The organism is Citrobacter sp. MGH 55 (assembly GCF_016906145.1).
In the GTDB taxonomy this organism is placed as follows: Bacteria; Pseudomonadota; Gammaproteobacteria; order Enterobacterales; family Enterobacteriaceae; genus Citrobacter_A; species Citrobacter_A amalonaticus.
In genome coordinates this window covers 2,221,687-2,235,637 of the sequence record NZ_CP070239.1, presented here as the reverse complement: position 1 = coordinate 2,235,637, position 13,951 = coordinate 2,221,687, and the positions used below count along the sequence as shown (strand labels likewise).

The window sequence follows — 13,951 nt, the reverse complement described above, 5'->3', positions numbered from 1 at the left end:
CCAGCGCAGGCAACGAACGGTATCCTTTGTTCACCTCTAAATTGTCGCTCGGAAACCGCACGAGGTTATTGGTGCTGATAATATAGTTGTCACGAACCTTATAATAGGTGAAATACACAATTCGGCTAATTTTAAATTTTTTATTTTGCGGCGTATGCAAATCACCGGTAATGGTGACGATCCCCTGATTATTTTGCATTTGATAGGCTACATCTCCCCGAAACTCCTCATTATTAATTTCCCATACCACACGCCCCTCGCAATCAATATTATTTTTGCTTTTATGTGCATACCAGAACCCCACACCGGCCAGGGTTACTATTACCACTAATACAATGAAGATAACTATTTTAGTTTTTATCATTAATTGAATACCAGGTCGTACATTTTGTTAGAGGATGTTCCCTTATATCCAACTGACAAGCAATTGCCGCAATATTTTTCGCGCTGCTCATTCCTGAGAGATAGACATAGTTATGATTCTGACAGATATCCGGGTGTCTCGTCAGGAATACCGTATAGCGAGTATTAAAGGTACTTTTGCTTTTCATTAACAGGGTACAGGATGAAAAGGAGACAGAGTCAACAATGGCATAGGAAGAGAACAGCGATTCGGCCGTCGGATATAAAAAGCCAAAAGAAACGCTGACACCGATCAGCAATGCCGACAGTAAAATAGCCCCCATCTTTAGTGTTGTTCTTGAAGGCCGTAATTTAAGCGCTACCGCTGTCAGAGCAGGCCATACAGGCTCCTCCCTGCTTTCGCCCTCTTCCACATTTTCAACCGATTCCGTCTCCGTACGTTGTATCTCTGCGGTGATCATCATACCCCGCCGGGCGACGGTTCTAATCAGGTCGCGCGGCAACCCAACCTCCGATAATGCATTTCTGAGCATGAGCACCGTCTGATATAACGTATTGACGGAGGTGATAGTGTTTTTATCACCCCAGCCAATCTTTACGAGCTGGGCTTGCGGAATAACAACCCCACAATTTGTAAGGAGATATAAAAGGATGAAACTCGCAGGGTTTTGAAGAATGACAGTTTTTTGCGTATTTTTATTCGTCAGACTTCTGTCACCCGGGTGAAAGTCAACCAGGTTATTAATTGTGTATACTGTAGTGTGTGTGTACTTCTCAAACACTGTGTGCGTTCTCGCATTTACATGATGAATGTCATGCTACAAAAATCTTATACAGAGATCACTAAATATATAATAGATATGTTTGGACGCTCATAACCTACAAACAAAAATTCTTATAAATCAATACACTTCAATCTGAAAAAGATCAGGTGTTCTTAATTAAGACCATTTTAGGTGCGTTATCACTCAGCACTCATTATTATAGTTTCACGTTTAAAAAGCGGACAAACAGATAAATAGCATTACTTAATAAAAGACAATAGCATTGTTACAATTTTTTCAAAGAATTTAACATAAGATCAACTTTTTGCCATTAATGCCATTTAGCGATAAAACTTAAACATTTTTGCAATATAGATTTTCCTGGTGGTTGTTACAAAATTCCTGGAGGCTTTTTTTCATGCTTCCTCAACGGAACAATGACCCCGCCAGAAACCTGAATTGATACAGAGGTAAACCCCTTAAAAAATTCGTGATTAAGAATAATAGCAATAAATAAAATTTCGGATTTCCTCTCTATCAAAGTTGCATTTTGTAGAGTATTGACATGTTTTAAAACGGATGAAATTATGAAATCATCTACGGATAGGGAGGCTCTCAATATGGGGCTGGACGTTAAATTAAAGAATTTGACATGCAGCAGTTGTACCTTGCATTGTAAAATAATGCCCGAAAAATCACCCCGCTTACAGTATTGCGCCAATGCCTGTTTTTGCATGTGGCCAGAAGAAAGCATTTATTTTAATAAAGGGGTCATTGAAGGTATTTTAAATCACAATCACAACGCCAGACTTAGTGGTTATATTTTTGTGGATTTCTCTATTAGCTTTTTACGCCTGTTTTTGGATAAAGAGTGGATAGAATATCTCGCAAGTACCCGCATGGGCATTATTTTGATCAGCGATCGCAACATGCAGTCGCTCGCCAACTACTGGCGCAAAAATCATCCTGCTGTTTCCGCTATCATTTACCATGATGACGGACTGGATGTCGCCAATGAGAAGATCAGGCAGGTGTTTATCGGACGGCATTTGTCGTTCACCAAGGGGAATACGTTGACGCAGATGGAGTTCACCATTCTGGGCCACATGGTTGCAGGCAGTAATCCGCACCAGATCGCTCAACTGTTGAACATGGATATCCGCAGCATCTACGCCTACAAGCAACGAATTGAAAAAAGAATGGGTGGACGAATCAATTCGTTGTTTATTCACTCTCATGCGGTTTCTGGCGATAAGTCGTCTTATCCGCTGTTGCTCAAAGAGATGGATGGTACAGCAGTGCATTTGCAAAGACGCAGATGAGTCCGACAACAGGGAACGAAATGGACAAGGATTATAAAGTGGGATACTACGAAGAAGAAACGCGCGCGCTGAGTGCAGTACTGTTATCACTGTTTACGGCCCGTGCCGAGATAGCTTTCGGTGAGCTGGAGTGCTCTCTGCAAAAACTCGCCTTCCCGCCTGCTGTTCGCAGGTTGTGTGAAGAGGCGTTGCAAAGTCATAGTGAAGACGAAGCCGATCGGACGAATGCCCGGGCAGTTTGCTGCCTGCTGCATGCACTGGAATCGATCAGTGGCTATAAGCACGTTGAGCGCTATATCGCCCAGCGGAATCAGGCGGTCGTATATTGCTAAGACACCGAGTCGGGACAGCGTTCCCGACTATTTTATATAGGAGTCCAGAACTTTCAGTACCACGTCCAGATCTTCTTCCCGCTTCTCTTCATCACTCTGATGGACGATATGCTCGGTCAGATGCCCTTTAATCACTTCTCGCATTAAACCATTCACGGCTCCGCGTATTGCGGCGATCTGTTGCAACACAGCGGCGCACTCATGGGGTTCATCGAGCATTTTTTTCAGCGCAACCACCTGCCCCTGAATTTTGCTGGTTCGGGCTTTAAGCTTCTGTTTATCCCGGATTGTGTGTGACATCGCAACACCTCCTTAACATAAAACGTGGTGAATTATAGCATTACGCATCTACTGGGGGGTAGTATTTAGTACTGGGGGGGAGTAGAATCGGGCGAAGACAAGCAACTAAGAATCATTATCATGGGTGAATTTTCAACACTTCTTCAGCAAGGCAACGCGTGGTTTTTCATTCCCAGCGCGATTCTTCTCGGCGTGCTGCATGGACTGGAACCCGGTCACTCGAAAACGATGATGGCAGCATTTATCATCGCCATTAAAGGAACCATTAAGCAGGCGGTGATGCTGGGACTGGCGGCAACGCTCTCCCATACCGCCGTGGTCTGGCTGATCGCCCTCGGTGGCATGTACATCAGTCGGGCGTTTACCGCAGAATCTGTGGAGCCCTGGCTGCAACTGATTTCCGCGTTTATTATTCTGGGCACCGCAACCTGGATGTTCTGGCGGACATGGCAGGGTGAGCGAAACTGGCTCACCGCCACGCAGCATGATCACCACCATGACCACCATGATCATGCGCATCACGATCATCATGACCACCACGAACACCACGAACACCACGATCACGACCATCATCATGACCACTGCGATCTGGCGGGACTGACTGAGGGGTCGAAAGCATATCAGGATGCCCATGAACGCGCGCATGCCAGCGATATTCAACGCCGCTTTCACGACAAAGAGGTGACCAATGGGCAAATCTTATTGTTCGGTCTGACCGGCGGACTGATCCCCTGTCCAGCCGCGATTACCGTACTGCTGATTTGTATCCAGTTAAAGGCCTTCACGCTCGGCGCAACAATGGTGCTCTGCTTTAGCCTGGGGCTGGCGATTACGCTGGTGGCCGTCGGCGTTGGCGCAGCAGTCAGCGTCCATCAGGTCGCTAAACGCTGGAGTGGATTCAATGCACTGGCAAGAAAAGCGCCTTATTTTTCCAGCCTGCTGATCGGTCTGGTCGGTCTGTATATGGGAATTCACGGCTACATGGGGATTGTTCACACCTCCTGAACACATATTTCTGACGCACAGCGCCTGCCGCTGTGCTCACTTCCCTTTCCAAAAAACCATCCATTTAGTTGCGAGATGCAACTATTTGCTCGATAAATACCTCCTTGCGTCACCATAAGGCACACCACGTTGGGCTGAAAATCCATTGTCAGTGACCATTTTCAGGGCTAGTTCTTCCTGTTTATTACGATGAAAATGAGGAAAGCATCTCAATATCAATTACAGAGCAAAAAATTTTTTCCCATTTTTTGATGTCAAACAACCCGCAATTATTGGAACCCACCTTACTTGGTTTCCAAAAGAAGATCGGTAATCACATAAAATTCTTATCCCGGCATAGCATTATAAAAATGGTTAGCACGGTTAATCATTCATTTTTCCTTATACATTAAATGTGAATTATCTTAACCTGCCTATCAATTAAGTCGTAATACGCTTTACGTCCGGCTCAACACTTCAATATTAATCATCTAATAATCTAAAATTCCTAAAGAAGTTAACGCCGATCTATTTCCAAATTTCAATAGCCCCAACCTATCACCGGTATTCTATCTGTTCGTTTTAAACGATTTTCTTCTCCAGGAATTTTCCGGCTAATATTCTCACAGACAAATTAATTTATTCATTCGGGTGAAATGAATCTCGCTACGAGAATAAAATCATGGTGTTGAAGATATTCTCAGCACAAAAAAACTCACCTTTAAGAAAATTACCAATAATTTTATTTTGTCTTCATTCCCGCACAGAGCCATCACGATAAATGTCCCTGCGCATGGAAGAACCCTGACTCACAGGGTAAATCAACACGACTGATAAAAAATGGAGTTTTATATTATGACCTTAAATCGTGCCTTCCTTTCGGCGCTGATGGCTTCTGCGCTTTTTTCCACGAATGCACTGGCCTCTGACAATACCATTACGTTTATGGGCGAAGTGAGTGACGAGACTTGTTCAATATCGGTAAACGGCTCTGATGCTTCTCCGGTGGTATTACTGCCGACCGTGACGGCTACCGAACTGAATGCCAATCAGGTTGCTGGCGCGACGACATTTGATGTCGGTGTGAGCAACTGTACCGGCTCGTCTTCTGGCGTGCAGATCTCGACGGTCTTCGTGGGTAACAACATCAGTTCTGCTACCGGAAACCTTGGCAGCACAGGTTCTGCGACGAATGTAGAGATCCAAATTCTCGATACCAGTGATGCCGAAATTGATTTCCGCAGCGCCTTTACCGGCACCGGCGACCTCTCTCTCGCGGCTAACCAGACCTCAGCGAGCGCGACCTATAAAGCCCAGTATTACAGCGCCGGCGCGGCCACGACCGGTACAGTACTGGCTTCACTGCAATACGCCGTTTCTTATCAGTAAACGTCGTTCTGGCGGGAATGTACTCCCGCCATCCACATTCAGGGAAAATACTATGCGAACCTCTCATCGTCATCGCACGCTTATTTCAGGCTGCCTGTTTCTTTTTTTAGTCGCATGCTGTAGCCATGCCAATGCCAGTATTACGATGACAGGAACGCGTATCATTTATGATGGTGCGGCGAAATCGACTGATGTGCATCTAAAAAATAAAGATGCCATTCCTTATGTTGTCCAGAGCTGGTTCGATAACGGTAATATGGCCGATGGCCCGGAAAAGTCTGCGCAGGTTCCGTTTATTGCCACGCCTCCGGCATTTCGCATTCAACCAGGCGAAGGACAAATCATTCGTATTGTTTACACTCACGGGAAAAAATTACCACAGGACCGGGAGTCACTGGTCTATTTTAATTTCATGCAAATTCCTCCCGCCAATGCCGGACAATCAGCGAGCCAAACCGAAAAACAAAATAGCCTGCTGATTATGTTGCGCAATCGGGTCAAACTTTTTTATCGCCCGGCAGGACTGGTCGGCGATCCGCAAAAAATGCTGGAGAATCTGCAGGTCAAACGGATTAACGGAAATAAAGAACTGGCGATAAGTATTAAGAACAATCAGCCTTATTTCATTACGGTCGCGGCCCTGCAACCTGGCGGGGCGTCGCAAATCCAGCACCCTAAAAATGACATGATCTCGCCTTTTGCCAGCGAAACGTTTCACTTTCCGCGAACCGCTGACGCGCAGCGCGTACGTATTACCTTGATCAACGATCAGGGAGCACGCATCAGTGCCGACTATCCGCTGTAACACCGTCGTCGCGCCCCTGATCGGCCTGGCGTTAGTTCCGGCGACGACCTGTGCGGAATACTACTTTGACCCGGCGCTTTTGCAGGGTTCTGATTTTGGTAAGTCACTGGATCTGGATCGTTTTAATCAGCGGGACAACGCCCTTCCGACAGGCGACTATGTGCTCGACGTATATCTTAACAACCAGTTGATTCGTCGCCAGGCATCGATCGCCCTGGTCAAACCCGAAGGCGACAAAACTGATGTGCAACCCTGCCTGTCACCGGAACTGATTGCCCTCAGCGCCATACGTACGACGCAAAATGTAACCCCTAACATCTGTCTGCCGATCGACGCTCTGGGCCCGAAAATCAGCTGGGAGGTGGATTTAAGCTCGCTGCGCCTGAACATGGTGGTTCCCCAGGCGGGGCTGTTACATTCGCCACGAGGATTCATCCCGGTCTCCGAATGGGACGCCGGGGAAACCGCGCTGTTTCTGCGCCACAATACCAACTTTTACCACACCGAAAACACAGACAGCCATCTGCGCTATGACTATCTGTGGAGCAACATCAATGCTGGCTTCAACCTTGGCCTGTGGCAGGTTCGCCATCAGGGCAACCTGCGCTACGCCGATGACAATCAGACGGGAAGACACTACAAATACAATGCGGTTGCCACCTCGGTACAACGGCCTTTGCCGCAACTGGACAGCATCATTGCCTTCGGCGACAACTACACCAACAGCAGTCTGTTTGGCAATCTCTCATTCAATGGCGTCAAGCTCAGCACTGACCAACGCATGTGGCCACAGGGTAAACGAGGCTATGCCCCGGAAGTGCGCGGCGTCGCCACCACGACGGCCCGTGTGGTTGTACGCCAGCAGGGAAAAGTGATTTACGAAACTACCGTCGCGCCCGGCGCCTTCGTGATTAACGATCTGTACAACACCCGCGGCCAGGGCGATCTGACGGTGGATGTCGTTGAAGCAAACGGACAAGTTTCGCGCTTCACCGTCCCCTATTCCGCCGTACCGGACTCGATTCGTCCCGGTAACTGGAATTACGAACTGGCGATGGGCTACGTTCGTCAGTACTACAGCGTAGAAAATAAGTTTATTGAAGGTGTACTACAGCGCGGGATGAGCAACGTGCTGACGGCCAACATGGGTTCACGACTGGCAGATAATTATCAGGCCTTCCTCGCCGGCGGCGTGCTGGCAACCTCCGTCGGCGCATTCGGTTTGAACACGGTTTTTTCCAGCGCTCATGTAGAAAATAACGAAAAACAACAAGGCTGGCGCGTCGAGGCAAGCTACAGTAAAACCTTCACCACCGGCACCAACCTGGTCCTCGCGGCCTATCGCTATTCCACCAGCGGCTATCGCGATCTGCAGGACGTACTCGGCGTACGTCGCCAGGAGAAAAACGGCACCCTCTACTACTCTGATACGCTCAATCAGCGGAACAACTTCTCGGCGACCGTCAGCCAGCCGATGGGTGACTGGGGCATGCTGAGCTTTACCGGCAGCACCTCGGATTACTATAACAACGCCTCACGCATCACCCAGTTGCAACTCGGTTACAGTAATAGCTGGCGTGACATCAGCTTCAATATCAGCGCCGCACGCCAGCGGAGTACCTACTCCAGCCGCTACTTCAGCAGCGTCAACGATCGCGATTTTGATAACGAAAACCAGCGAAAATACACGGAAAACACCGTATCGCTGGGGATTTCGATTCCATTCGACTTTGGTTCCAGCCGCTCGCAAATCAACCTCGACATGAACCGCAGTCGCGACAGCCGGACGGCCACGGTTGGGATGAGCGGGACGACGGGTGAAAAGAGTTCTACCTCGTGGGCGCTCTACAGCGGCATTGAGCACAACAACGACAGTGGCGACAGCTCGACCTGGGGCGGAAATATTGAACATCGCACCTCCGTCGGCGCCTTTCGCGCTTATGCCTCCCGGGGCGACAGTTATCAGCAGTATGGACTGGGGATGTCCGGTACACTGGTAGCCCATCGCGGTGGGATTACCGCCGGTCCGTATACCAGCGACACCTTCGCACTGGTGGAGGCTCCCGGTGCACGCGGAGCCGAGATTCGTAATGGGCAGGGCGCGACGGTGGACCGTTTCGGCTACGCGATCCTCCCGTCATTAACGCCCTACCGCTATAACACCATTAGTCTCGACAGCCAGAATATGGCCGATGACGTCGAACTTCAGGGCGGCAGCAAGCGGCTGGTCCCCTATGCGGGCGCAATTTCTCGCGTAACGTTCAAGACCACTCACGGGAAAGCAACGTTGATTAACACCACTCTGCCTGATGGCAGCCAGCCACCGATGGGCGCGGACGTCACGGACAGCAATGGCGAAGCCGTGGGCATCATGGGCCAGGGCGGGCAAATCTACGCCCGACTCGCCGCTCAGTCCGGCGTGCTGTTCGTTAAGTGGGGTAAAACCGCCGCCCAGCAGTGCCAGGTCTGGTATCAATTGCCAACGACGCGCGACGCGCCGCTGTACCAACTTACGCTACCTTGCCGCCAGGAGTGATGGCTTATGAAATTATCTTCTTTTTTCCCGCTGCTGTTAGTTGGCGTCGTACTGGCACAGCCGGCATGGTCTGCCTGTAAAAGGGTAACCTCTGCCAACGATCTGTCTCAGACAGCGAAAGATGCCGGTTACATCGGCGCCAGCTGGGGAGGCGTTGGCGATAGCGAAGTCAAAGGCAAACTGGGGTTGCCTGGCGTTATCACCTTAAGCAGCGGCGCCGGATTTCAAACGGAAGGCACACTGCTCGCCAGTTCGACGGCCAGCTTTGTGCCTAATGGTCGCACCCAGGGCGTCAACGCCAATCAGATCTATTTTCGCTGCGACGTCGCCGAAATCGGCAAGGTGTATGAGTATTACGCCACCAACGGCGATGATGCCTGGGGCGGCAGAGAAGCGGTTGCCGGGATTGAAGGCGCTTACTACACCTACGTCAAAAACGTGGCGCTCAGACTGACAAACCTGAAAACCGGGCAATACTATTCGCGCTACTGGCAAACACGCCTCATCCCTGAAAACGAGATGTTCAATGATGGGACCTACATTTACATCCCGGGCAGCGCCTTCAGCGATGTTTTCGTTGAGCTGTTTCGGGTTGATGACGCATCAAAAGGGGTGAACGGTTCAAACCGCTATGGTTATACCTACGCCGGGCCGGCTGGCTATATCGCCTTCCACGGCGGCGGCATGAGCTCCGGGCTGTTTGACGGTGCTGACAGCAGAACCAACTACGACGGCTGGGGCGCCATGCAGTGGCCTGGCGGCTGGACGCTCACCAGCCAGAGTTACTTTGTGCGCGGCGCCGCCTGTCGAATCGATGACTATCCCGCTATTGTCCGTCTGCCGCCGATCAGCGTCGGTGAGCTGAGCGGCGGCGGCACAGCGCAGACTCCGTTTAACATTACCGTCGAATGCGAAACCGGCGCGATTTCCGGCACCGCGGTCTCGACAACCAGCAAAGCGAACGTGGCGATGGGTTTTCTGGTGAATAACCAGACGGCGGCGAATGCGGCAAATCAGTTAGGGCTTAAGACCGGATCGGGAGCCTGGACCTGGCTGCTCGATAACCACTATGGCGTCAGCGGCGTGGCGTCCGGCGTGGGCATTCGCATCTACAGCGAAAAACTGGGCGGTAGCGCTATCAACCTGCTGCCAAATCTGACGTCAACCGCCACGGGCAACGCCGGAGGATGGTACGGCTATGCCGATTTAACCAGTAAAACTTCAACAAGCGGTTCGACCGAATTGTATAACGGGGAATTCACCGCCTCGCTGGAAGCCATTCCGGGCGAAGCCATAACAGCAGGATCGGTTTATGCACAACTTCAGGTGGTGGTTAGTTTTCAGTAGCGCGTTGCTGTTGAACGTTCTGCCGTTCTCCGCTCATGCGGTGGTGAATAGCGAAGTGACCCGGGTAATTTTCAATGCTGGTGACAAAAGCGCTTCGCTGGCGCTGATCAATTCCCCGCAGCAGCCAGCCCTGGTTCAGGTCTGGACCGATACGGGTAATCCCTCGAGCCAGCCCAATGAGGAGACGACGCCCGTCATCGTACTACCGCCGGTATTTAAAATGCAGCCCGGCGAACTGCGCAGCATTACGCTGCAACTGACCGACACCTCGGTACTGCCGCGCGATCGCGAAGCGCTTTACTGGCTGAACGTGTATCAGATCCCGCCCATGACGCAGACCGACGCCCAGGTGGCGCAGAAAGTGGTTCTGCCGTTACGCATCCGTATGAAGGTGTTCATTCGCCCGAAAGGCGTCGGTGCGCTTAAGGAAAGCGATGCGGAGAAGCTGCACGTGATATACGCCGGGGCGCAAAATCAGTTGCAGTTAACCAACCCCACCCCGTGGCATATCACGCTGGCCGGAATAAGCTGTGAGTCCGGCAGTGCAAGCGGCATCATGATTGCGCCGCTGACGACGGTATCGGTCCCGCTACAGGGACAAGGAGCACCATGTTCATCGGTCCGCTATGACGTCATTAACGACCAGGGTACCCTGTGGCATTACAATAAAGCCGTCTCGCGTCTCCCGTAGCGGACGGCTTACGCGCCTTGCCCGGCATATTTCAGGCCCGAATATCGTCATACTCGCGAGTTTTATCAAACTCGTGTTTGGCAAACGGGCAAAGAGGAATAACTTTGCGTTTTTCGCGGCGCATTTTCTCCACGACTTTCGCCACCAGCTGTTTTCCGACCCCCTGACCTTTCAGGCTGGCATCGACATCGGTATGCTCAATAATGCTTAAATGCTCACCGGTTGGAACAAAAACAATTTCAGCGACCTGATTCCCCTGATCATTATTGACATAGAATTTATTGTGACCTTCCAGTATTTCCATTTTCCCCTCGCTTATTTACGACGATATTGTAGCGCCCCGCTTGGGCAGGTATCGATAACGTTGATCACCGTTGAGATATCCACTTCATCAGGCATAATCCACGGCTTACGTTTCAGATTGAAAAGTCTGGCGCTACCGCGTACACAATTCCCAGAGTGCTGACAAATTGCTGTATTGAAGTAGACATCGATTTTCTCACCGGTATAGACGCGATAACCCGCATCCTCAAGTTGCTTATCCATGACATTGCCTCATTTTTTGTTTATCCCTTAAGCATAGCGCGTGAATATCACCCGCCACCACTTTAATGTTAGATGAGTAAATACTCATCTGTTCCTTATGTTTAAGCATAAAAAACCAATTATAGTGGCATTTAAGATTTTATATTATGCATTTAATGATATTTAAGGTTATTCGCTCTAATTGACTATTTAACATCAGGTCGGCATAATAAATCTTTCAAATGACTCATTAAAAAAATCTGTTTTTATTCAAGAATACTCATTAAAAATAGTGAGTTACAGAAAAGTACACCTGTCTGATACCGAATCTTAAATCACGACGTTGAAACAGATTTCAACGCCACTTTGTTGATAATCAGGCCATAATTTTTCCGGAATGCGGCATTGGGATGTTTAAATGATTACAGTAGCTGATTATTCATTGCGGCAGAATCCACCGACCTTGTTAATAAATTGCTTTGTTTTATATGCACTTATGTGAAACTTCAGAACAAAAACATTAGTTTCATAAATTAAACGACTTACTGAACTCATTTATACTATACGTAATAGTATGTTCAGAATTTTCTACAATTAAGTCTCTACTGTTTATAACTTTCGAACACCGTGAACCCATATGTACTGGATTATTAACGATAATATTGAATTCAGACCAGACAGTAAAAAGTTAATTTCTGTCACTAACCCAGAAATTAACGTGGTTTTGACAACGCCTGCCAGTCGTTGTCTGCTTTTGCTGCTTGACGCTTCACCGGACGTCGTCACTCAGCAGGAATTTTTTAAAAAGGTATGGGAAGATGAAGGCATGCTGGTGCCTGCCAACACCCTTTATCAGAATATTTCTATTGTCCGTCGAGGCTTACGCGCCGTTGGCGAGACTGACCGGATCCTCGTCGCCACAGTCCCGCGCAAAGGTTTCCAAATCGACAAAAGCGTTAAAATTACTCGCGTTGCTGCGGTTCAGGAGGCTGAAGTGGCCCCTGATTCTCTGCAGGGTGAAGATGAACTGGATGTGGAGTACCGCACTGAGGCGGATCCCGCGCTTACGCCAGAAGAAATCGCCCCTCCTGCCAGTGCGATGACGGTAAGTAAGAGCAGCAGATTGCCGCTCTTCGTTGGCATTCTCGCCATGGTAGCGGCATTTTTTATTGGCGCTATCGGCATGAACTATTTCTGGCACTTTAGCGATACGAAGCCATTCTTCGCTGATTACACCTTCGTCGAGCAAGACAAAGGCTGTCGTTTCTATACCAAAGATGACAGCCACGATAACAAAAACAGCTTTGCACACTTTAAGGCGCTGATTCTGGGTTCTGGACTCGATTGCGAAAAGTACCCCTGGGTGTACTTCCCGCTATCACAAACATCGCCAGGCTTAGCGGTTCTTGTCTGCCGCCAGAACTACCTGAAATCAGCCATTCCAGGTTGTATTACACTCTCTTTTCGTGGAGTAGGAAGTGAGTAAAAGAACAGTCATAACGATGAGTGCCATATTTTTACTCGCGGGTGTGCTCATCAGCGCGTTATACAATTTTTTAATGTCAAAACATTACGATAAACAGGAATGTTCGATGTCGCTGGTGGTGTTTCATAAAAACGCCCGCGCAAATATCACGCTGAACTACATGTATTCGCTGAAAAACCAGAACGGCATCGTAGCCGTCAGCGGAACCTATATTGAAGATAACAAACTGAAAGGGCGCATCAGACGAGATGTGGCCTATAACTGGACAGAAAATCAGGATTCGTATCACTTACACTCAAGCAGAATCAACAAGTTCGAAATTATCGAAACGTTGCCGGATGATCTGCTAGCCGATATTCTGCCTGATTTCTACGTTTACCCCGATAAAGATGTGAGTTACTCCATTCTTAATCAGGGTGTTCACGGGTTCCTGTTCACCATCGGGAAACGCCCTCTGCTCTATTGCGCCCGATAAACGGGAGAAAACCGTCAGCTCTGTGCTCAACAGGGCTGACGCGTTTTAAAGAAACATACTCTCTTCGAGTAAATTCTCTTTGATCAGCAGTAGATCGTGAACCCGGTGCCCACCTAATTTCTTACACGCAAGGTTGCGATAGGTGTATACCCGTTTCGGCGGTAGCGCCAATGATTCGGCAATCAGGTTAATATCTTTACCCAACAGCGATTCACAAATAATCCTTTTTTCAACACGATTGAGAACATGATTCCTGATAGCCTGGCGTTTTTCCATACCGACCAGACGCGTAATGATCATCATCAGCGATAGCAGAGACTGCTGTGCGCTGACAATCACATCGGCATCCAGGACCAATGCACTCCGCTCTGAGTCCAGTATAACCAGCAACTTACATTTTTTGTTGAGTCTGGAGATTTCTTTAGCACAACATTTGTTGAACAAATTAAGATGTAAAATCACGGTATCGTCGAATGTGAGTCTTTCAACAGGTAAATGAGGCATGGTTTCTTTCACGATTTCCAGGTTGGCCTCTTTTGCCAATAAGACAATACCCTCCTGCAAATAGTTATCATTACTTATAATATATATCGCCATCGCTTTATTTCCGTATTAATAATTTAACTCACAGG

Annotated in this window: 16 protein-coding genes; 10 read left to right on the top strand and 6 right to left on the bottom strand. The window is 48.8% G+C overall.

The genetic code is table 11. The annotated features are described in order from the left end of the window. On the bottom strand, nt 1-364 hold a 364-nt coding region (locus tag JTI98_RS09015), incomplete at its 3' end, for a hypothetical protein (RefSeq protein ID WP_216082156.1). Further along, on the bottom strand, nt 351-1,145 hold the full coding sequence (locus JTI98_RS09010; RefSeq protein ID WP_044264308.1) for a winged helix-turn-helix domain-containing protein: 795 nt from the start codon (nt 1,143-1,145) through the stop codon (nt 351-353). The genes JTI98_RS09015 and JTI98_RS09010, both read right to left, overlap by 14 nt. Nucleotides 1,146-1,747: 602 nt before the next feature. Between JTI98_RS09010 and JTI98_RS09005 the strand changes: the two genes are divergently transcribed. Further along, nucleotides 1,748-2,449 (top strand): hypothetical protein, encoded by a 702-nt coding sequence (locus tag JTI98_RS09005; protein ID WP_043001830.1) that lies wholly within the window; start codon nt 1,748-1,750, stop codon nt 2,447-2,449. 20 nt (nt 2,450-2,469) lie between these two features. Then, entirely contained in the window at nt 2,470-2,781 is a 312-nt protein-coding gene (locus tag JTI98_RS09000) for a hypothetical protein (protein ID WP_042999452.1), read from the top strand. A gap of 27 nt (nt 2,782-2,808) precedes the next feature. Here the strand turns inward: JTI98_RS09000 and rcnR are convergent, their stop codons facing one another. Beyond that, nucleotides 2,809-3,081 carry a Ni(II)/Co(II)-binding transcriptional repressor RcnR gene (gene rcnR / locus JTI98_RS08995; protein WP_042999451.1) on the bottom strand — a complete coding sequence of 91 codons (273 nt, stop codon included), beginning with the start codon at nt 3,079-3,081 and terminating at the stop codon, nt 2,809-2,811. A 120-nt stretch (nt 3,082-3,201) separates the two neighbouring features. On the opposite strand from rcnR, the gene JTI98_RS08990 reads away from it, so the two are divergent. From JTI98_RS08990 to JTI98_RS08965, 6 genes are all read left to right on the top strand, one after another. Continuing rightward, nucleotides 3,202-4,086, top strand: coding sequence for a nickel/cobalt efflux protein RcnA (locus tag JTI98_RS08990; protein WP_216082155.1), 885 nt, complete (start codon nt 3,202-3,204; stop codon nt 4,084-4,086). Nucleotides 4,087-4,920: 834 nt separating this feature from the next. Continuing rightward, nucleotides 4,921-5,454, top strand: coding sequence for a fimbrial protein (locus JTI98_RS08985; RefSeq protein ID WP_043001829.1), 534 nt, complete (start codon nt 4,921-4,923; stop codon nt 5,452-5,454). A 52-nt stretch (nt 5,455-5,506) separates the two neighbouring features. After that, nucleotides 5,507-6,259: a fimbria/pilus periplasmic chaperone gene (locus tag JTI98_RS08980; RefSeq protein WP_216082154.1), complete on the top strand. Its 753-nt coding sequence runs from the start codon at nt 5,507-5,509 to the stop codon at nt 6,257-6,259. Next, a complete protein-coding gene (locus tag JTI98_RS08975; RefSeq protein WP_216082153.1) occupies nt 6,240-8,795 on the top strand; it encodes a fimbrial outer membrane usher protein in 2,556 nt (851 codons plus the stop codon). Before JTI98_RS08980 ends, JTI98_RS08975 begins: the two co-directional genes overlap by 20 nt. Before the next feature lie 6 nt (nt 8,796-8,801). Continuing rightward, a complete protein-coding gene (stbD, locus tag JTI98_RS08970; RefSeq protein WP_196010413.1) occupies nt 8,802-10,142 on the top strand; it encodes a fimbrial usher protein StbD in 1,341 nt (446 codons plus the stop codon). After that, nucleotides 10,108-10,833 carry a fimbria/pilus periplasmic chaperone gene (locus JTI98_RS08965; RefSeq protein WP_044327785.1) on the top strand — a complete coding sequence of 242 codons (726 nt, stop codon included), beginning with the start codon at nt 10,108-10,110 and terminating at the stop codon, nt 10,831-10,833. The genes stbD and JTI98_RS08965 overlap by 35 nt, the downstream gene beginning before the upstream one ends. Before the next feature lie 31 nt (nt 10,834-10,864). On the opposite strand, the gene JTI98_RS08960 is transcribed toward JTI98_RS08965, so the two are convergent. Together JTI98_RS08960 and yjdI are read right to left on the bottom strand one after the other, a co-directional pair. After that, nucleotides 10,865-11,137, bottom strand: coding sequence for a GNAT family N-acetyltransferase (locus JTI98_RS08960; protein ID WP_042999446.1), 273 nt, complete (start codon nt 11,135-11,137; stop codon nt 10,865-10,867). Between the two features lie 11 nt (nt 11,138-11,148). Then, complete coding sequence (gene yjdI, locus JTI98_RS08955) at nt 11,149-11,379, bottom strand: 4Fe-4S mono-cluster protein YjdI (protein WP_058587065.1); 231 nt, start codon at nt 11,377-11,379, stop codon at nt 11,149-11,151. Between the two features lie 616 nt (nt 11,380-11,995). Between yjdI and JTI98_RS08950 the strand changes: the two genes are divergently transcribed. Further along, nucleotides 11,996-12,844: a transcriptional regulator gene (locus tag JTI98_RS08950; protein ID WP_216082152.1), complete on the top strand. Its 849-nt coding sequence runs from the start codon at nt 11,996-11,998 to the stop codon at nt 12,842-12,844. Between the two features lie 106 nt (nt 12,845-12,950). After that, complete coding sequence (locus JTI98_RS08945) at nt 12,951-13,319, top strand: hypothetical protein (RefSeq protein ID WP_224267557.1); 369 nt, start codon at nt 12,951-12,953, stop codon at nt 13,317-13,319. 45 nt (nt 13,320-13,364) lie between these two features. Here JTI98_RS08945 and JTI98_RS08940 read toward each other — a convergent pair whose 3' ends face one another. Then, nucleotides 13,365-13,916, bottom strand: a complete 552-nt coding sequence (locus JTI98_RS08940; protein WP_042999442.1) for a hypothetical protein — start codon at nt 13,914-13,916, stop codon at nt 13,365-13,367. Nucleotides 13,917-13,951: the final 35 nt, after the last annotated feature.